The 19,602-nt window shown below is 45.0% G+C and carries 16 protein-coding genes; 8 read left to right on the top strand and 8 right to left on the bottom strand.

Going from position 1 to position 19,602, the window contains the following annotated elements; genetic code table 11:
• Window positions 1–152 precede the first annotated feature (152 nt).
• The 7 genes from BVG16_RS18815 to BVG16_RS18790 all read right to left on the bottom strand — a co-directional run bounded on the left by BVG16_RS18815 (window position 153) and on the right by BVG16_RS18790 (window position 8,052).
• Window positions 153–941, bottom strand: coding sequence for a response regulator transcription factor (locus BVG16_RS18815; protein ID WP_078500516.1), 789 nt, complete (start codon window positions 939–941; stop codon window positions 153–155).
• Window positions 934–2,634, bottom strand: coding sequence for a cache domain-containing sensor histidine kinase (locus BVG16_RS18810; protein ID WP_078500686.1), 1,701 nt, complete (start codon window positions 2,632–2,634; stop codon window positions 934–936). The genes BVG16_RS18815 and BVG16_RS18810 overlap by 8 nt, the downstream gene beginning before the upstream one ends.
• 153 nt (window positions 2,635–2,787) lie before the next feature.
• Window positions 2,788–4,443, bottom strand: a complete 1,656-nt coding sequence (locus tag BVG16_RS18805; protein ID WP_078500514.1) for an ABC transporter permease — start codon at window positions 4,441–4,443, stop codon at window positions 2,788–2,790.
• Window positions 4,440–5,546: an ABC transporter ATP-binding protein gene (locus tag BVG16_RS18800; protein ID WP_078500512.1), complete on the bottom strand. Its 1,107-nt coding sequence runs from the start codon at window positions 5,544–5,546 to the stop codon at window positions 4,440–4,442. Before BVG16_RS18800 ends, BVG16_RS18805 begins: the two co-directional genes overlap by 4 nt.
• A 24-nt stretch (window positions 5,547–5,570) precedes the next feature.
• Entirely contained in the window at window positions 5,571–6,593 is a 1,023-nt protein-coding gene (locus BVG16_RS18795; protein ID WP_078500510.1) for an ABC transporter substrate-binding protein, read from the bottom strand.
• Between the two features lie 522 nt (window positions 6,594–7,115).
• Window positions 7,116–7,244 carry a hypothetical protein gene (locus BVG16_RS33745; RefSeq protein ID WP_269845607.1) on the bottom strand — a complete coding sequence of 43 codons (129 nt, stop codon included), beginning with the start codon at window positions 7,242–7,244 and terminating at the stop codon, window positions 7,116–7,118.
• Between the two features lie 73 nt (window positions 7,245–7,317).
• Window positions 7,318–8,052, bottom strand: a complete 735-nt coding sequence (locus BVG16_RS18790) for an ArsR/SmtB family transcription factor (protein WP_078500508.1) — start codon at window positions 8,050–8,052, stop codon at window positions 7,318–7,320.
• Between the two features lie 73 nt (window positions 8,053–8,125).
• Here BVG16_RS18790 and BVG16_RS18785 point away from each other — a divergent pair, with 73 nt between their 5' ends.
• The 5 genes from BVG16_RS18785 to BVG16_RS18765 all read left to right on the top strand — a co-directional run bounded on the left by BVG16_RS18785 (window position 8,126) and on the right by BVG16_RS18765 (window position 12,893).
• A complete protein-coding gene (locus BVG16_RS18785; protein ID WP_078500507.1) occupies window positions 8,126–8,599 on the top strand; it encodes a DinB family protein in 474 nt (157 codons plus the stop codon).
• A 109-nt stretch (window positions 8,600–8,708) separates the two neighbouring features.
• Window positions 8,709–10,304, top strand: a complete 1,596-nt coding sequence (locus BVG16_RS18780; RefSeq protein WP_078500505.1) for a spore germination protein — start codon at window positions 8,709–8,711, stop codon at window positions 10,302–10,304.
• A gap of 28 nt (window positions 10,305–10,332) precedes the next feature.
• Window positions 10,333–11,526: a Ger(x)C family spore germination protein gene (locus BVG16_RS18775; protein ID WP_078500502.1), complete on the top strand. Its 1,194-nt coding sequence runs from the start codon at window positions 10,333–10,335 to the stop codon at window positions 11,524–11,526.
• Window positions 11,527–11,533: 7 nt separating this feature from the next.
• Window positions 11,534–11,767, top strand: a complete 234-nt coding sequence (locus BVG16_RS18770; RefSeq protein ID WP_078500500.1) for a hypothetical protein — start codon at window positions 11,534–11,536, stop codon at window positions 11,765–11,767.
• A gap of 13 nt (window positions 11,768–11,780) precedes the next feature.
• A complete protein-coding gene (locus BVG16_RS18765) occupies window positions 11,781–12,893 on the top strand; it encodes a GerAB/ArcD/ProY family transporter (RefSeq protein ID WP_078500498.1) in 1,113 nt (370 codons plus the stop codon).
• Window positions 12,894–13,356: 463 nt separating this feature from the next.
• Here the strand turns inward: BVG16_RS18765 and BVG16_RS18760 are convergent, their stop codons facing one another.
• Window positions 13,357–15,123, bottom strand: a complete 1,767-nt coding sequence (locus BVG16_RS18760; protein ID WP_078500497.1) for a sulfatase-like hydrolase/transferase — start codon at window positions 15,121–15,123, stop codon at window positions 13,357–13,359.
• A 258-nt stretch (window positions 15,124–15,381) separates the two neighbouring features.
• Between BVG16_RS18760 and BVG16_RS18755 the strand changes: the two genes are divergently transcribed.
• The 3 genes from BVG16_RS18755 (at window position 15,382) to BVG16_RS18745 (ending at window position 18,933) form a co-directional block, all read left to right on the top strand.
• Entirely contained in the window at window positions 15,382–16,695 is a 1,314-nt protein-coding gene (locus BVG16_RS18755; protein ID WP_078500495.1) for a globin-coupled sensor protein, read from the top strand.
• 120 nt (window positions 16,696–16,815) lie between these two features.
• The gene (locus BVG16_RS18750) at window positions 16,816–17,763 is read left to right on the top strand and encodes a radical SAM protein (protein ID WP_078500493.1); all 948 of its coding nucleotides are present in this window, start codon (window positions 16,816–16,818) and stop codon (window positions 17,761–17,763) included.
• 72 nt (window positions 17,764–17,835) lie between these two features.
• Window positions 17,836–18,933, top strand: a complete 1,098-nt coding sequence (locus BVG16_RS18745; protein ID WP_078500491.1) for a threonine aldolase family protein — start codon at window positions 17,836–17,838, stop codon at window positions 18,931–18,933.
• Window positions 18,934–19,602: the final 669 nt, after the last annotated feature.

Raw genomic sequence — 19,602 nt, 5'->3', positions numbered from 1 at the left:
TACGGTAGAGATGTCTAACCTCGGTCATACGTGACCGGCCGAAGGTGTAAGGAATCAAAAAGGAAGCCGATCGAGTGCCAGACCAAGCGTCTTGGATTCGATCGGCTTTTTATTTTTCATCAACCTAGCAGAATAATTAGGAGATCCCTATATTACATATCCTTATCCCCGAAATATTCTTGATATTGACTAGGCGTGCATTGGGCATATTTTTTGAAGATGCTAATGAAGTACTTGTAATCGCTAAAGCCGATATCATGGGCGATTGTATATACTTTGCCATCGCCTGCTTTTAATAATTCGATCGATTTATGAATGCGATAGCGGTTGAGGAATTCATTAAACGTATAGCTGGTCTCTGCCTTGAATTTCTGATTCATGTAATAGGCGCTTAAGCCAAGCTGTTCCACAAGGTCATGGATGCTAATTTTCTTCGCATAGTTCTCCTGCACATAGGCGATCATCTTGGACACATATTTCGATGTTTTTGTTTCCTTCTCTAAAAATTGACTATTAATAATTTCTTCTTTTTCTTGCGGATGATTGGAGATGATCTCGTATTTGCGTATTAAATCCACATGGGCTTTAGCAGATTCCAGTGCCGCGATCAACTGGTCATCCTCTAATGGCTTCACTAAAAACTCGGTTACGCCTAATTGAATGGCTTGCTTCGCCAAATGAAATTCATTATAGCCTGAGATAATGATACTGCTAAAGGTATGCTTCTGGAGACCTTCCCGAATCATTGAGATGCCATCCATAATGGGCATATTGATATCCGTAATGACAATATCCGGCTTGAGTTCGCAGATCTTCTCATAGCCATCCTGCCCATGAAGCCCCTCCTCAATCACGATACAATCGTATTGCAGCCAATCGATGCTAAATCGTATCCCCCTGCGGATCATATCTTCATCTTCGACGAGTAGAACCTTAAACATGATCATCACTCCATTCGTAAGGAATTGTAAGTGTAACACAGGTGCCTTCTCCTTGCGCACTGTCGATGTGGACACCGGATTCTTCCCCATACAACAGCACCAAGCGACGATGAACGTTATATAGTCCGATATGCGGCGTGGTGTTACTCTGGCTTTGCAAGATGTGGTTGACGTTCTCCAAAGTCTCTTCGTTTATGCCTTGACCGTTGTCGCGGACCTCGAGAATGAGCTTACCTCCAGATGTGTAGATCCGGATCTCAATCCGTACATTACTTTGATTCTGATAGCCATATTTGATAGCGTTTTCAATGAGCGGTTGAAGAAGAAGCTTCGGAACATATACCTCGTGGGTTTCCTCTGCGACCGAAATCCGATATTCCAGTCGTTCATTAAAACGAATATGCTGCAGCTTCAGATAATCTCGCACATAATTCATGTCATCCTTCAGCTTGACGCTGCGATCGTGTCCGATACTGTATCGAAGCAGTCTGGATAGAATCATGACAATATCCTGAGCTTGATTCGCGTCGATTTTAATCGCATAGCGCAGGGTTTCTAGTACATTAAATATAAAATGCGGATGGAACTGCGATTGCAGCTGCTTTACCTCAATAATGGTGCTGAGTGCTGACAACTCTTTATTCTTCTCTACCAAATGCTTCAATCGATCCAGCATCACATTATACTCATCGCCAAGAATTTCAAATTCATCATCCGTCTGAATGTCGACATACCCATTAAAATTCCCCTCACGCAGCTGCGCTAAGGCATGTATCAATTTGTCGATCGATTCGGAATTGCGCGTCGACATTTTGTTCGACAAGATTCGAATCATGATCCATAGGAGCACGCTGGCCGCAAGGACAAAGATCGACACTGTGTAGTAGGTGTATTGCTCGGATTTGTAAGAGTTAAGCGTGATGACTTGAATGGATGTGTCTGGTATCCGTTTGGAATACATATAATACGTGCCGTCGTTTAATAACACATGACCTTGATTATCGAGCTTAGGGCTAAATTTGTTCAGCACGCCTTTGGTTACATTGTTCGTCGTGGCAATAATAGTGTTATGTTCGTCGGTGATCATCGCAATTTCATTATTTTGTTCAAATATGATTTTCTGGATGTCGGCTTCATTCAGTTGAAAGATGATATAACCTAGCGTTTGATGGTCCTTTACGATCGCTTTGCCGAACGTATAGCAGGTATCGCGATCATGCGAGTAACGAAAGCTATTCATTTCGGTTAGCGTGTCGTTCGGTCGATGATCAATCCGGGTGATGAGATTGCTAAAGGCAAAGTTGGCATACAGGGTATCCGGTGGAGCGGAACTCGCCAGAAAGACGCCGTTCGTAGCGACGATATGAAATATGCTTTTGACCTGCTGCTGATTGTTGAAATCGTAAAATTCGGAGTACACTTTATCACTGTTCAAATGGGTGGTCACATAGTTCATCACGGCAGGAGAAACAGCCAGTTGATTGATTTCTTCGTAGTATTGCTGATGTACCGCTGCGATGGACTGGCTGATGGATTGCGCAGCCTCGGTAGTTTTTTGGGTTAAGTTCATTCTTCCGTTAATTAACGTGAATACCAAAAACAAAACGATTAAAATAGCAAACGGGATCACCGTATACAGTCGAAATAGGTGACGGGTTGATTCCTTAAAGTTACGTTTTTTTGTCTGTTTCATGATACCTCCCATCAACGATAGGCCCCTCTTCTTTAGTATACCTTACTCGTAGATCAGGCTGAACATCGCCGGTTATCATGAGGTCCATCCAAATACCACCAAATCGGCCCGCATGATGCCGGGCCGACTAGGTGGTTATGGAAGCTTATTGGATTATAGCGAAACTTCTTTTTGACCAGAGAGTTTGAGGAAGACCAGCAGCGATACGACCGTAATTACGGTAAGGATCGTGGACAATGCTGCAGCAACCCCATAGTTCCCGCGAATAACCTCGGTATAGATGGCAACCGTCACGGTTTTCGTCTTACCGGTATACAAGATGATCGAGGTACTTAATTCCGTAATAATGGTAATCCAGCTAAGGATCGCACCAGAGACGACGCCTGCAAGCATCATAGGAAGCGTAATCTTGAAGAACGTCTTCATCTGGGAAGCTCCCAGGCTGATTGCCGCTTCTTCAATCCCATCGTTAATCTGATGCAGAATCGCTGCGCTCGAACGAATCGTATAAGGCAGACGCCGGATGACGAATGAGATGATCATAATGATGGCTGTTCCACTCAGGGCCAGCGGCTTATTGTTGAATGTGATTAATAGGGCGATCCCTAGAATAGAGCCTGGAACGATATAAGGGAACATCGTAAAGATATCCAGCGTATTCGTCAAGGCATTTTTTCTTCGAACGGTAACATAAGCGATCAGAATCGCCAACAGGATAATGATGACAAGCGACACGATGGCTAGCATGAACGTGTTCGTGATGACGCCTCCAATATTATCGAATGCATCCTTATAGCTTTGGAGCGAAAATCCTTTAACGAAGATTCGGCCGTTCGTTTTGAGAAAAGAAGTATAGATGACGTATAGTTGCGGCATAAGTGCAATGAAAGTATACAGATAGATGACGATATGGGCCGCGATGTTGCCGATTCCTTTTTTCTTCTTAGCTTCAATGGGATGCAACGCACTCATCGTAAAGGATTTACGATTGGATACGAACTTTTGAAGCAGGAAGATCGCTGTTGCGAACAGGACGACAATGACACTGATCGCCGCTGCAAAGCCATCATCGCCGCCGACTTCACTAATAAATTCGGTAAAGATCAGTACCGGTACGGTCTTAAACCCTTCACCAATCAGCATCGGTGTACCGAAATCGGCGAGTGCGCGCATGAATACGAGTAGTCCGCCTGCGAGCAAGGTTGGCGTAATGAGCGGGAGCAGCACGCGGCGCATTTTGCTGAAGCCGCTATAGCCCATGCTTTCTGCGGCTTCCATGAGCGATTGGTCCACATTCTTAAGTGCTCCGGATACATACATAAAGATAAGAGGGACCATTTGCAAGGTTAAGACCACGAGAATACCCGTAAAACCATATATATCAGGCATCGTAATTCCAAATGTATTGCTCACGAATCTGGTAATGACACCGTTTCTGCCTAGCAGCAGGATCCAGGAGTAAGCTCCAATGAATGGGGCTGACATCGAGGAAATCAAAATCATAACTCGAATGGTTGAATTACCTTTAATTTTAACCGTTGCCATGATGTAAGCGAGCGGTGTTGCGATGATGGCAGCAAGGGCTGTCACACTAACGGTTACTTTAACACTATTGAATAATGCATTTAAATAATAGGGTTTACTGAAAAACTTCGTGAAATAGGCAAATGAAAAGTCCCCTGTGGTACCGTTATACACACTTTTGATGAGCATCGTAAATAAAGGTAGAGCTAGAAAAAGAATATAGAACATGAAGATCAATAACGAAATATTGGTCCAAATATCAAATCGTTTGCGCGTCCCCTTCATAGCTGACCGCTCCCTGTATAATTCAATTCACCTTCAGCATCGTACACATTGATTTTATCTTTTTTCACTTTTAAATAGATGGTGTGACCAGGATCTAAGATTTGTGTCGTTTTTGATTCCTGTGTGATTTCAACGCGTTGACCAGACTCCAAGTCCACAAAATAGTGTGTGTTTTGTCCCAAAAATACGCTGTGTACAATGGTCGCTTTCAGACCTGTCTGATCCTCGGTCATAACGAACTCTTCAGGTCGAACTGAAATTTGGACGTTAATAGCCTTCTGCGCATGCGATTTCGGAAGTTGAATGTTCGAGAGTTCTTCCGAATAGCTCTGTCCGATGTGCAGTCGATGGCCGCCTGCTTCCGGCGTTAAGCTTCCTTCGATAATGTTGGTTCGACCGATAAATGTAGCAACGAATACATTCGCAGGACGCTGATAGATTTCTTGAGGTGTACCCAGATGCTGAATCACGCCCGATTTCATAACGGCAATGCGATCGGATACAGCCATAGCTTCTTCTTGATCATGTGTGACGTATACGGTTGTGATCCCAACTTCTCTCTGAATATCTTTAATCGCGTTCCGCATGTCGACCCGAAGTTTGGCATCCAGGTTGGAGAGAGGTTCATCCATCAAGAGGACATCCGGTCGGATGACAATCGCTCTGGCTAAGGCAACCCGCTGCTGCTGGCCGCCGGATAGATTCTTGGGCATGCGGTCTTTGTATTGTTCGATTTGAACTACCTTTAAGATATCATCGACTTTGGAGGCAATTTCAGCTTTGGATAATCTGCGATTTTCAAGCCCAAAAGCAATATTCCCTTTGACAGTTAAATGCGGGAAGATAGCATAGCTCTGAAACACCATCCCGATATTCCGTTTGCCAGGTTCAACCTGATTAATAACACGGTCGTTAAATTGAATAGTTCCGCCTTCAATACTGTTAAAGCCGGCAATCATGCGCAGCAGCGTGGTCTTTCCGCACCCCGAAGGACCGAGGAGGGTGAAAAATTCACCCTTCTTAATCTCCAGGGACAACTCCGGAATGACGGTGGTATCATCATATTTTTTGACTAAGTCTTTAATAAATATAGTTACGCTCATCGTTGTCACCTAAATTCTTATAATTTATTTGATGCTTGTGAACAAATCAATGTAATGCTCCACGATTTTGGATTTATTCGCACTAACATAGTCTGTATCTTCATCAATCATGTTGATGTTGGCATAGGGCGTCATGTAGTCCCCAAGCTTTGTATCTTGACGAAGAGGACGATTTGTTAATTGCGTACCGAATGCATCTTGAGCTTCTTTGGAAAGAATAAAGTCGATGAATTTCTTGGCATTGTCCATGTGTGGAGCACCTTTGATCACAGCGGAAGCGGCGTCGAGGAACACTGCGCCTTCTTTCGGATATACAACTTCGACCGGGGCACCGTTTTTCACATAAGTGCTTGAAGGATCTTCATACGTTAATCCAACGACATATTCTCCGTCAGCTACACTCTTGTGAACCGCGCCGGAACCACTTGCAATTTTGCCGTTCAGGTTCTCGATCAATTTGCTGACATAGTCCCAACCTTTATCACTCTCATAGTCGCCGCCCATCGCTTTCAGCATATTAGTTAGTTGAGCAAAAGCGGAGCTTGAGCTTGCCGGGTCAGCAGAAGCAATTTTCCCTTTAAGTTTTGGGTTGAGCAAATCGGCATAACTTTCAATTTTGATATCGCCAATAAGGTTTTTGTTCACGAGGAGAACGCTTCCATCTGAAACGAAAGGAGTTGCGAATCCCGTCGTATTGCGATGGCCTTCAATTAAATTTTCGTCCTCGGGTGAAACATAAGGTTCATATAGATCGGCATGTTCACGATAACCAGCCATGGAACCACCGAACATCACATCAGCGTAAGGGTTTTGTTTCTCAGATTGTAAGCGCTTAACAATTTCGCCGGTTCCAGCCGTTACAAGTTCAACGGTAATCCCTGTTTGCTTTTCGAACATTGGAATAATCGTCTTGATGATTTCTTCGCTATTTGGACTGTAGACGACGAGTTTATTGGATGCAGCTGATTCTGACTCGCTGTTTCCGCAAGCGCTTAGTGCTCCCATGACCAACATACAAGCCAATAATAAAATAGAAAACCTTTTCATTTTTATTCCCCCTGAACTAAGATCTTTTAGTTGCATCTGTATTGTAACAAGAATGTTAACGGTTGCAGAATCCTATAATCCGCAAACATCGTCTAAAATTCGCAACCTATTTTTACGAATTCCTAATCACCTTTGATAGGGTCAAGCCCCGGATAGTATTCCCTTCAAGTAGCAAAAACTCCAACTGGATATATGGGCCTAAGTAAGAATAGATACAGAGAGAGACGACTATTCGTTCAAAATCGAACAAATAGTCGCCGAATGAGCTTTGTTACTCATCTATGTTGGATTTATGCAGGATAGCCGCCAGAATGAGCTTTGTTAGCCACCTATATTGGATTTATGTAGGATAAGAGCCATGAATGGAGCATTGTTGGCGTTTTACATCCTTTTTTAATGAAAATATACAATATAGACGCTTAAACGTAGGCAAATCCGTTAAAGTTATTGGATTTATCCAACATAGCAATCTTCATTTTTATTTCATCATGTTCTGCATCATCGGTATTTTAACAGAAGCAATCAGGTGTCGTATCTTGTAGGTCTGTTGTCTTGCGAGACAGCTGTTAAAAAGGAAGCGGCGGTCTGCGGGGCCAGTTTCACGAGATCAGGTATTCGCTGTAGATTGGAACAATCGTAATAATGCGTCATTCTTCTACCTCCCATAATTAGTTCATGATTCATGATTGATTGTAGGGAAGATGGAATCGCGCTTCCGTGCTCCTTAAGCGTGGGCATTTTTGTAAAGATTGTCATGACCTTCTTGCGTATCTACGTCAATGCCATACCATTCTTGCAGTCGATTTCTCCCCTCTTCCGTAATCCGTACGGCTCTCGTTCCTTCGATACGCTCAATCCACTTGATCTCAAATAAATGCCGTGCGATCACGGATCCCAAAAAGCCCCCGATGTGGTGATATCGTTCGCTCCAATCAAGGCATCGTTTGGCAAATATGCGTCGATTCGATTTCATCGCAGCTAGATCGATGCCGAGCAACCGGAAATGTTCCATTCCTTCTGCGGTGACATCGAACTCCGTTTCCGAGACCATGGCAATAAACCCTTTATGTAGGAGAGCTTGAGTTAGCGCGACGCCTAGCTTCCCTGCTAAATGATCATAACAGGTACGTGCATGCCTCACTTTTTTCATTTCCTGCGATTGCCGTAAGGATCGTACCTGAACCGGCGGGGATATCACGGCGATCATTTCCATCAATTCTGCTACCTCCTTATTTGCAAGGCGATAGTAGCGATGTCTACCTTGTTGTTCGACGGCAATTACATTTCCTTTCACAAGTTTGGATAGATGAGAGCTTGCTGTTTGTGGAGATACGCCTGATATGTACGCCAATTCTCCAGCGGGCAGCATTTGCCCACTCATTAATGCGTCTAGCATGACTGCGCGAGTAGGATCAGCGATAAGGGAGGTTACGATTGAAATATTCGGATATGCATTCATATTTCGATGATAGTTTAAATGTGCCAGTTGTACAATACGGGAGGAGAATAATAGTGTAGGGAGAGATGGAAGTATGAATGCAAAAGAATTGATACTACTCGACTTAAAGGAGACACGTCGACGTTTTCTAAAAGCGGTAGACGGCATCCCAGACGAATATTTGCCTTGGAAACCAGACGCGGGCGCACTAAGTATTGGACATATGATTCGCCATGTACTGCTTCATGATTACTCGTGGTTTATGATTTTGACAGAGCAAAGGCTGCCAACCGAGGAGGAAAAAAATCCCCTTTGGGAGGTACCCTATACGAGTGTGCAGGATGAAATCACTCACTCTAGCATCTATCATGAGCAATTTATATCCTATGTTGAATCACTAGATATAGCGGATTTTGCAAGCAAGCTCATACAATGGCCTCATCGCCCCATTGAAAGGTACCTTGGTGATGCTTTAGAGCGGAAATCCTACCATGATGCCGTACATACAGGACAATTACTTCAGTACTTGCGAATGCTTCAGTTGGATCGACCCGATATATGGGATTAATGAATGTTAAAGCCGTTGCATAAGCAATGGCTTTACTTCATCCCCTCAGGTTTATGTTGGCATGTATTGGGCTACAATTGATCCATAGCAGACAAACGAGGGATCGCTCATGGAACATAACAATAACACGCCTGAAGAGGCGAAGGAACAGCAACCATCTGAACCATCGACTCAACAAGCGGCATCCGATACGAAGGAGCCAATCGCAGCCGATCTTCAGCAAAATATAAACACAGTAAAACAAGCATTAGGCAATAGTGACGACATCGTCGTTAGGGAAATCCGGATTGGGAAGGTTGGCAATGTCAAAGCCGCTATTTTCTACACGGACGGGCTAACCGGTTCGCAAGCTCTTGCGGATTTCGTCATGGAATCGCTGTTAATGGATATGAAAAACACCGAATTGGATCAGATGATATCCTTCGGGCAGGACGTATTGAATGTATTGAAGGAACGAGCCCTCACCGTAGGGGGAGTCAAGGAAGTGGCTGATTTTGACGTGTTATTTCATTCGTTATTATCTGGCGACGCCATCCTGCTGTTCGAAGGGCATACCCAAGGATTTGCCATTGGGGTGAGAGAATGGAACCAACGGAGTGTCACGGAGCCTGCGACGGAGACGATTGTTCGGGGACCCCGGGAGAGCTTTACAGAGAACATACGAACCAATACGGCGTTGATACGGCGGAAGATTAAAGATCGGAACCTATGGCTCGAGACGAGAACCATAGGTCGTGTCACCCAAACCGATGTGTCGATCATGTATATCAAAGGCATTGCGAGTGACAACGTGATTGACGAAGTACGTCAACGTCTGGATCGAATCGATATCGACGGGATTCTGGAAAGTGGATATATCGAAGAATTCATTCAGGATGAGACGTATACGCCGTTTCCAACGATATACAATACAGAGCGTCCCGACGTTGTCGCTGCAGATTTGTTAGAGGGGCGTGTGGCCATTCTCGTAGATGGAACGCCATTTGTCCTCACGGCTCCTGCGATGTTCACTCAATTTTTTCAGGCTGCCGAAGATTATTATCAACGGGCGGATGTCAGCAGCCTGCTCCGCGTGCTCCGATTCTTCAGTTTCTTCATCGCCCTCTTTGGTTCATCGACCTATATTGCAATTACCACGTTCCATCAGGAGATGTTACCGACCGCATTATTAATTAGCTTGGCGGCCCAAAGGGAAGGTGTGCCCTTTCCTGCGATTATCGAGGCTCTGATGATGGAAACCGCTCTAGAAATATTACGGGAAGCCAGCGTAAGGATGCCTCGTGCGGTGGGGCAAGCCGTATCCATTCTCGGAACACTGGTCATTGGGACAGCAGCCGTAGAGGCGGGAATTGTTTCAGCAGCGATGGTCATCGTGATATCGATTACGGCGATTTCCAGCTTTATTTTTCCAGCGCCCAATATGTCGATTGCTGTTCGCTTGATTCGTTTCCCGATGATGGTTCTGGCCGCTTCATTCGGTTTATACGGGATGATTGCCGGTTTTATTGCACTCGTCCTCCACTTGTGCAGCTTACGCTCCTTCGGCATTCCTTATACAAGTCCTCTGGCCCCGTACAATGCGAACGATCAGGAGGATACGATTTTTAGACTGCCTCATTGGAGAATGAGGACCCGCCCACGCCTCATTAGTCAGCAAAATGTGACCCGTGAGCAGCCGTCTACTAACCCCAGGTCTCGAACATAACTTTCAGCAGACGGAAAGGAAACATGCCATGTTACGAAAGATGCTTCTACTGTTGCTTCTAGGTGTCATGATATTTGTCACGGGCTGTTGGAATCGAAGGGAATTGAACGATCTTGCGATCGCGGTGGGGATGGGGATCGATAAACAGGACAAACAATACAAGGTTTCTATGCAGGTCGTAGTTCCAGGCGAAATCGCAGCCAAAAAAGGTCGCGGTGCTTCTCCGGTCACCCTGTACTCAGCCGTTGGAGACAGCGTGTTTGAAGCTATCCGCAAGATGACAACGAACAGTCCTCGAAAGATTTACATCTCGCATCTTCGCATTCTGATTCTTGGAGAGGCTTTAGCTCGAGAAGGAATCGGGAAATCGCTAGAATTTTTGACAAGAGATAATGAGGCGCGGTCTGATTTCTACATTGCGGTATCCAAGGGTTTAATGGCTGAGGATATATTGAAAGTTTTGACGTCACTGGATGCGATCCCTGCAAATATGCTCTACAATGCGCTCGAAACATCGCAGAAAGCATGGGCGCCTACAACCTCCGTCACATTAGATGAATTGATAAAAGATATAACTAGTGAGGGAAAACATCCCGTATTGACTGGAATCTTCATCAATGGCGAGCCGCAAATGGGAAACTCCAATAAAAATGTGCAAATGGTCGACAGTTCGGCTCAACTGCAATATACGTCTTTGGCCGTCTTCCGAGGAGACAAGCTGGTCGGTTGGCTCAATGAGAAGGAAAGCAAAGGGTATAACTATATTCGCGACAAAGTGACAAGTACAGCAGGCGTCATCCCATGTCCTAAGGGGGGGGAATTGACGTTAGAGATTATTCGTTCCAAAACAAAGGTCAAAGGCAGCGTGATCAAAGGAAAACCCCATATTGATATCGAAGTTCGCTCGCGAGCCAATGTGGATGAAGTCGAATGTCAGATCGATTTGACGAAGACGAAAACGATTGCCCAATTGGAGAGCCTTGGGGATGCAAGAGTCAAAGAACTGATTGATGAGGTTATTCACACGGTAAAGAAAGAATATAAGGCTGATATTTTCGGGTTTGGTGATGCCATCCGCCGATCGAACCCTAAATTTTGGAAGAAGGCTAAAGGGAGATGGGATCAGTATTTCGTCGATCTTGATGTGACGGTGAAGGTAGATGGTCAGATTCATCAATTAGGTACGGTGAGCAACTCATTTTTGGAGAGAATAAGGGAGTAGAACGGCCATGTTGGTGATTATAGGGTTTCTTGCAGTAGCCATTGTGTTCGCGTTCATTGAAGTACCTTCGTTAGTCAAAAGAAAATTACGCAAGGAGCTGTGGGCATTCTACATTCTCCTTACAGCGGGGATCTTGCTGAATATTGCAGAGGGGCTCCATTGGAAACTCCCGAATCCTTTATCCATTATTGTCGCGGTATACAAGCCAATCAGTAATATCATATTTAGGCTCTTAAAGTAAAAGGGTGAGAAACATGCTGGAGAACGGAAAGATATCCTTACGACAATTTACGATCTTGGTCACATTGTTTACGATTGGCGATTCGATCCTGGTGCTGCCTTCGGTCGCGACCTTTGAAGCCAAAGAGGATGCTTGGATTTCCGCGATCATAGGAATGGGTGTCGGTTGGCTTGTCGTGTGTTTACTCGTGGTTGTTAGCAAACTCAACCCCGATTTGACCTTTGTGGAATCCAATAAAAAAATACTTGGTTCAACGCTCGGTACGGCCGTATCGCTGTTGTTTATAGCCTATTTCCTGCTGTGCGCTTCCGCTAATGTCAGGGAAATCGGTGATTTTATGACCACGCAAAGCATGCCGGAAACACCAATCCAAGCGATCTACGTCGTGTTTTTGTGCATTGTCGTCATGGGGGTACGGCTTGGACTCGAGGCATTTGCGCGAGCAGGGGAGGTATTTTTTCCAGGGGTTATTCTGTTTTTTGTCACGTTCATCATTCTTCTATTACCCCAAGCGCATATGGAGAATATTCAACCGGTTCTGGCAGAAGGAATCAAACCTGTGCTTCGGGGATCGATTTCAACTTCCACATTTTCCTCGGGTCAACTTGTTGTGTTCCTCATGATCATGCCCTATGTCAATCAGCCGAAAAAAATCTTGAAAGGTTTTTTTACCGGTACGTTGATGGGTGGAGTTGCTTTGATTATTTTAATTATCATAACCATTCTCGTTCTAGGGGCGGATGCAACGTCTAGTAATATGTACCCTAGTTATTCGTTAGCCAAAAAGATCGACATTGGCAGGTTCCTAGAGAGAATCGAAGCCATTCTATCCTTGATGTGGTTCGTCACGATCTTTTTTAAGATTATTCTTTTTTTCTACGGTCTTGTTCTAGGTTTGAGTCAGGTGTTAAAGCTTAAGGAATATAAGTCGTTGACGTTACCTGCCGCTATGATTCTTATGGTGCTTTCCACCTTGATTGCCCCGAATATCACCTACTACAATAACGTAATCGCAAGATACTGGCCGTTTTATGATTATACCCTTAATGTGTTGTTTCCTTTGTTGTTATTAGGCGTGTATGGTCTTCGCCAGAAGCTATTCAGTCAGAGTTCAGACTTAGAATGATCTCTGAAATTATTCATCGTTAGCCTGGCCTTATGAGGTCAGGCTCAGGCTCTCGAGAAACCCCCGTTTTTTGGAGGGCACGTAAAAAAAGTACCTTCACCCTACACAAGCAAGTCTTCCTCGACTCCAATATAGCTTTGAAGCCAACACTAATTCGCGCACCTATACTGGACGTTTCCAATATAGAGGGGGAAAATCAGCATTTTAGAGGCATTTTCAGCACATTCTATTGGATTTATCCAGTATAGAGTGTGAAATCGTACTGAAAACAGCTAAGTTAGTGGATATATCCAATATAGCACCACCACAAATACTTTTCCCCACCTCCACCTGTACTGGAGTTTAAACAACATAGCAAACTTCATTCATCTTCATCATTGTACCGAAAAGTCCTCTGGACTTTATCGACACTCTGAGCCTGGCCTTATAAGGTCAGGCTTTTCTTTTATAGAGACGATTGTTCTCATTTGGCGCTTGGTTGATTGGGATATAGACGTTTGTGTACCCGTTGCTCCTCCAGCATCATCATCATCTGTTGCTGAATTCCGATACTGTACTGCGTAGCAAATGCGGGATGAGCTAGGTTACAGGTCTCTAGAGGATCCTTGGTTAAGTTATACATTTCATATTCATCTGGATACGGTACGGTTTTTACATGTGTCATGTTAATCGATTGTTGTCCATTGGCGGGATGTCCGATAGGTTGAACAGTTACGTCTTTCACGCCCGGTTCGCTCCAGAAATGAACGTTATCAAAATAGCGGGAGAGCTTCCATAATTCCTGTCCATCTTGTTGATCTATAGTCATCAGGACGGTCTCGATGTGGTTAGGCTGTACTACCGATGTATAGGCCTCTCCCAGCGGACTTATTTGATGTTGACCTCGGGTCACATCGTCATCTGTCATGAAGTATATTGGCTTATTGACGAAGGAAGTATCAGACACCTGCCCTAATATAAGTGGACTGAGGTCGCGTCCCACGAAGGGACGTACTTCACTAAATCTGTGTTGTAAGCGGTGTTGAATCTGTCCGATATCAGCATTCGCTAATTCGAGGAGGGTAGGCAGAAGATCAACATGGCTTGTAAGGGTATTGATTTGTTTAGCATGCGGGAAGAGATGCTTATTGTGAATTAGGAAGGGGACATGAAGCATTTCTTCATAGGCACAGTACCATTTTTGATGAAGATGCCCGTGTGACCCGAGGAGATCGCCATGGTCGGATGTGAAAATCACAATCGTATTGTCATAGAACGAAGAACAGGTAAGAGCTTCAAATACCTTCAACATTTGCTGGTCGGCATTTTTTTGCAGTTGATAATACAATTGACGGTAAAAGGATTGGTCAATAATGGGCTGAAGTGCTTTGGGATAGGTATCCCGATAGCTTGCCTGACACCGGGGCTTTGTGAATAACGATTCATGAAGGGTCGGAGGGGGCGCAACCCAAGGCATGGGCTCCACATCGAACCGGAACATCGGAAGCTGCGCTGTAATCGCCCCATAGAGGACAATGTCATGTGGGTTCACAAATGACGTTACGATAAGCCAAGGCTCGACATCCGCATCTCGACTTTTCTGATCTTCCAACGCTTCAAGGAGCTGAACGGTCTCATCCGCATAGAATTCATCTCTGCCGCTAACGCCGAACGCAGCGGATGAGCCGGAATTTCGGGGGTTTTTACCGTGGGGCTCAGGCCCGACCCATTCATTAAAGCCGAAATGACCTAATCGGTTGGCTCTTGTATATAATTCTTCTTTTTTCGGATCGGGCACTCCTGTCAAGGGATGATAGCTTGGGATGCTCTGATGCGTCCCTGGCGTGATGATATCTTCATCGGAGATATGCCATTTCCCTTTGTAATAGGTCTGGTACCCTGCCTCGCGAAAGTAGTCTCCCATCGTGGGTACTGTGTTGCGATCCAGCCAGAACATATCCGAGTCGAAAGCATGCTTCGCGATGCCATCCGTTTGACTGACGCCATGGAGGGAGGGGTAATGGCCGGTTAATAAGGTTGCTCGACTTGGGCAGCAGGCAGCACTGCCTATATAATGCCGATGGAATTCCACGCTATGCGATCGCAAAAGCTGCTGTGCTACAAGATTCTGCTTACGCCATTCCTTGATTTCTACATTTTCGTATACAGGGGGATATCGCTCCTCGTCGACGAGGAATACAAGGAAATTAGGTCTTTCAAGAGATCGTGACACCTGCGGTATATTGTTCAAAGCATACACATCCCGGGTTAAGTTTTTACTCTAAGTTATGTGATAAGGATCTGAAACAGTCGTGTTTGATCCAATCGGATCGGGTTCTTCGTGCAACATGGCAAAATAATCAGTCGGTGAACCTCAATTTTGAACAATAACAACAAAGGCTATCGATTTATCTGATAAACCTCCCAAAGCTATGAGATTTGACGCTGTGTATCAGGGGTTGTTACTATTATTCTTAACAGAATACTTTGGGCTAAGGGGAAGAGAGACATGTCTTTTTTGAGACGTAAGGACAAGATGTTGAATCGCAGCGAGATCGTTGTATTTAAAGAAAAGGCCATGGCAGAAGAGGTTGTTATTGCGATACATAACCCGGACATTTTGAAACAAATGGAAATGATTGAATTGCGAAAGGAAGATATTCAGCTTATCAAGGTGTTGCATCCTTTTGTGGAAGAACATATTGATGCCATCGTGGACTCTTTTTACAATTCGATCTTGCAGGTGGAAGCATTGAAAGCCATTATTTCGGATCATAGCACGGTAGAACGGTTACGCAAGACATTGCGGAATCATCTGATTGAACTATTCCACGGCAATATGGACGAAGCTTTTATTGAGAAGCGCAAGAAAGTTGCTGAAATCCACCAGTATATCGGACTGGAGCCGAAGTGGTATATTGCGGCGTTCCAAAACTTGCAACGATCTATAATCGACATTATATATGGACATTTCAAAGAGTATGAAACGGCTCGCCTGTTCACCACTGCGGTTGAAAAGATCCTGAATTTCGAGCAGCAGCTGGTGCTGGAATCTTATGAACAGCGGAATATTCGCGAGAAAGAGAAGCAATACAACGAAGTGAAACACCATATGAAAAACAGTATTTCATCGATCAGTGAGAAAGTAGCCGAGCTCTCGGAGGATACCAACTCATCTGTGGAAGCACTCGTGGCGAGCAGCCAGGAGGTGAATGACGTCGTCATTAGTACGGCGAAGCAATCGGAACAAACGAAAGGCTCGGCTTTCAACGGATTGCAGCGAATTCGTGATTTGAAATCATTAATTCATGACATTAAACAGAATACCGTCGAGATGAAGGGGACGCTTGCTAAGCTTGACGACTCCGGCAACCAGATTAAGAAGGTAAGCAGCCTTGTAAAAGAAATTGCAGATCAGACCCATTTGTTGGCGTTGAATTCCGCGATCGAAGCCGCCCGGGCGGGTGAGAATGGAAGGGGGTTCGCGGTGGTGGCTGGCGAGGTTCGTAAGCTATCGGCCGAAACCCAACAAGCTGTTCAAGAAATCGAATCGCTGATCAGCCAATCCAACGCACTGACCTTGGAAGCAACGGAATCGATTGAGAAAGTAGAGTTCCTCGTGTTGCAGGGGGAATTGGAGTCAGATAATACCTCAGAGTTATTTGCGCATATTCATGAATCCATTGACCAAAGCTTGCTTAACGTCAATTCGGTGCAAGATAAAATGAATAGCCTCGTTCATGTGATCCAGGATATTGGTGCCTCATCCCAACAGGTGGCCGGCGCAGCCGAGAGCTTGGACGATACGATCCGCAATATTTAGGCGTGGGGAAGAGCCTCGATTATATAGCAAATGTCATACCTGAAAAGTTCTAGCAATCGCTATAATTTCAAGGGTGATATGGAAAGCACAACCTATATAATTCAGGAGGCACAAGAAACCATGAAATATAAATCGCTTGAACTGCATAAACCGGATATCTACGAGCTAGAGGGACTGGAGGTCGGCGTCACCTCAAACTGCAATTTCAAGTGCAACTACTGCTGCGCCTATCAGCGTAACGACGGGCGATCGATTAACGGGCAAGAAATTATACGAATTCTGGAGGACATTCCGACGTTGAAGCGGGTCCGCTTATCCGGTGGTGAAGTAACGCTAAAGTATCGGGATTGTCTGGAAGTCGTGTCCTATTGTTCGTCGAGAGGGATATCTACGCAGTTAAATACGAATGCCAGCCTATTGAATGCAGAACGGGTTCAGCAGCTGCATGATGCAGGATTATCCAATATACATATTTCGTTCAATTTCACTTCTGCCGAGAAATTCGCAGCTTATTACAATCTTCATCCGAGCATTTACGACAAAATTACCGAAAACATCCGCTTATGCGTAGACACCGGGATCGATACCGTATTGGAGACGCTGCTCTTCGCCGAAACACAGCACAATATGAAGGCGATTAGTGAGCGGGTTTACGATTTAGGCGTTCGAATCCATGAAATCCAGAACAGCATTGTGATGGATCATACGGGATGGAATGCCATCTCCGCCAGGGAAGAATTGAAACGGGCTGTTCACGAATTGATCGCGATGAAGCAAGAAGACACCGTACTCTATTTCACGTGCATGGACCGTTTTGCGGAGGCTTTAGGGTTCCAGGAGCTACCGAACGTACACTTCTCACACTGCGTTGACGGGAAGAAACAGCTCCACCTCCACGGCAATGGGGATATCTTAATTTGTGAGTTATGCCATCCGGTGATCATCGGAAATATTTATCAAGGGGCATCGTTACGGGAGATCTATGCGAATCAGCCTGCACCGCTGGCAGATTTTCTTGAGAAGCTGCCATGTCCGGCGCTGGATGCGCTTTTCCCGCAAGGAATATAGCCATAGCGCGTGCGAAGGGATATACTTTGGTTATTCGACGTCAAGGTTCTATTCCGAAGGGAGTGTATCGAAATGACCCATATTACATTAGCAGAAGCATTTAATCAGACGACTTATCCTGTCGCAGGCCATGGTAAACGGAATGTTCAGGTTTTGCTAGACGCGCTGCAAGATATCGATGGAGCGCTAGATAGTGACATGTATGGTTCAGGCCAAGTCATGGAAGATTTCCAGCAGCAAATGGCGTCCTATTTGGGCAAAGAATCGGCGGTATTCTTCCCGAGCGGAACGATGGCACAGCAAATCGCTTTACGCATTTGGTGCGATCGGCTGGAATTGAAACGCGTAGCCTATCACCCGCTATGCCATTTAGAAATCCATGAGAAAGACGGGTTGAAGGAATTACACCATATTGAACCGATCCTGCTTGCGGACAAAGATCGATTGATTCAGCTGGATGATGTACTGAATATGCAGGAAGACATCGCGTGCCTACTGCTCGAATTGCCTCAGCGTGAGATTGGCGGGCAGTTGCCGGACTATGGCGATTTGGAGGCCATCTCAACCTATTGCCGCGAGAAAGGTATTAAGCTGCATCTGGATGGAGCAAGGCTGTTCGAGATTCTCCCGTATTACCAGAAGTCTGCGGCAGAAATTTGCGCATTGTTTGACAGTGTATATGTTTCCTTTTACAAAGGGATCGGGGGCATCGCCGGCGCGGTTCTAGCGGGAGATTCCGATTTTACGGAAGCGTCCAAGGTGTGGAAAAGACGGCACGGCGGCGACTTGATCAGCCTGTATCCTTATATCATTAGTTCGAAGCATTACTTCTCTGAGCGCATCGGCAAAATGGCACAGTATTACGAAGAGGCGAAGGAACTGGCTGGGTTCTATAATCAGTGTCAGGGGGTTGTTACTCAACCTGTAGAGCCCGTTTCGAATATGTTCCACGTCCATGTGGAGCTGCCTAGAGCACAGCTTGAGTCGATCTTAATTGCGATCTATGAGGCAACGGGGGTAGGCTTAACGGGGTATGTCCGCGAGGCCAGTGAAACGACGAGCTGCTACGAACTAAGTATTGGTGATCGGTATGTGAATGTGCCAAAAGAACCGTTGCGTGAAGCCTTCCGCATGTTGGATGCACAGATGAAGGAAGCGGTCCAAGGATAACATCATTCGCTCGATTATTCGAGATACGAGGGGCTCTATCACCACCAACCATGGGGATAGTGCTCTTTTTTACCACATTAGATTTATAAAGGTTCGACGGATCAATAGGTGGTACTATAGAACTACTGAGGGAGGTAGCGAATATTGTAACATCTGCTGAAGCCTGTCGAAAAAATAGCGCAGGGATGTATTCCGAATCATTCCTTTTACTTGTAAATATTGAAAATTTAATAGATTTATAGCCAAAAAGGTACAATGGACCAAATATCATGCTATAGTGCTATAGACAATAAAATAACAATTTATTACAATCAAAGAGAAATATTCCACTTAATGGTTATCCTACTCCTTTGTAAGCGATATCAACTTTGCCTCACGGCTATACGCCATCCGCATTTTTTCGTTAACCCACTCTTCAGCATCATTCCTAACATATCAAAAGCTTCAGCTTCTATCGTCAAACTGCCATCATCTTACTAGATTCCACTGTTTTTGTGATGCCATCTTTTAGCCTATCAGACGATTCATCTTTTCATGCGCAGTTGCTAGACTTTAACTCTATTCTACTTAGCGTTGATGCCAGTTCATAGGTACATCATGATGCCTAAGTTGAGTATTTGCATAGAAAAAGGAGGTGAAATCGGACAAGCGGTTGTTCATGGGGCGCAT

It is taken from the genome of Paenibacillus selenitireducens (genome assembly GCF_002021565.1).
GTDB classification, from domain to species: Bacteria; Bacillota; Bacilli; order Paenibacillales; family Paenibacillaceae; genus Paenibacillus_K; species Paenibacillus_K selenitireducens.
The sequence above is the reverse complement of the archived record's forward strand: the minus strand, read 5'-3'. Positions and strand labels throughout refer to the sequence as shown.

Bases quoted from the DNA above. Each gene is read 5' to 3' on its own strand.
- BVG16_RS18815 (WP_078500516.1), bottom strand. From the start codon at position 941: ATGTTTAAGGTTCTACTCGTCGAAGATGAAGATATGATCCGCAGGGGG.
- BVG16_RS18810 (WP_078500686.1), bottom strand. From the start codon at position 2,634: ATGAAACAGACAAAAAAACGTAACTTTAAGGAATCAACCCGTCACCTA.
- BVG16_RS18805 (WP_078500514.1), bottom strand. From the start codon at position 4,443: ATGAAGGGGACGCGCAAACGATTTGATATTTGGACCAATATTTCGTTA.
- BVG16_RS18800 (WP_078500512.1), bottom strand. From the start codon at position 5,546: ATGAGCGTAACTATATTTATTAAAGACTTAGTCAAAAAATATGATGAT.
- BVG16_RS18795 (WP_078500510.1), bottom strand. From the start codon at position 6,593: ATGAAAAGGTTTTCTATTTTATTATTGGCTTGTATGTTGGTCATGGGA.
- BVG16_RS33745 (WP_269845607.1), bottom strand. From the start codon at position 7,244: ATGACGCATTATTACGATTGTTCCAATCTACAGCGAATACCTGATCTC.
- BVG16_RS18790 (WP_078500508.1), bottom strand. From the start codon at position 8,052: ATGAATGCATATCCGAATATTTCAATCGTAACCTCCCTTATCGCTGAT.
- BVG16_RS18785 (WP_078500507.1), top strand. From the start codon at position 8,126: ATGAATGCAAAAGAATTGATACTACTCGACTTAAAGGAGACACGTCGA.
- BVG16_RS18780 (WP_078500505.1), top strand. From the start codon at position 8,709: ATGGAACATAACAATAACACGCCTGAAGAGGCGAAGGAACAGCAACCA.
- BVG16_RS18775 (WP_078500502.1), top strand. From the start codon at position 10,333: ATGTTACGAAAGATGCTTCTACTGTTGCTTCTAGGTGTCATGATATTT.
- BVG16_RS18770 (WP_078500500.1), top strand. From the start codon at position 11,534: ATGTTGGTGATTATAGGGTTTCTTGCAGTAGCCATTGTGTTCGCGTTC.
- BVG16_RS18765 (WP_078500498.1), top strand. From the start codon at position 11,781: ATGCTGGAGAACGGAAAGATATCCTTACGACAATTTACGATCTTGGTC.
- BVG16_RS18755 (WP_078500495.1), top strand. From the start codon at position 15,382: ATGTCTTTTTTGAGACGTAAGGACAAGATGTTGAATCGCAGCGAGATC.
- BVG16_RS18750 (WP_078500493.1), top strand. From the start codon at position 16,816: ATGAAATATAAATCGCTTGAACTGCATAAACCGGATATCTACGAGCTA.
- BVG16_RS18745 (WP_078500491.1), top strand. From the start codon at position 17,836: ATGACCCATATTACATTAGCAGAAGCATTTAATCAGACGACTTATCCT.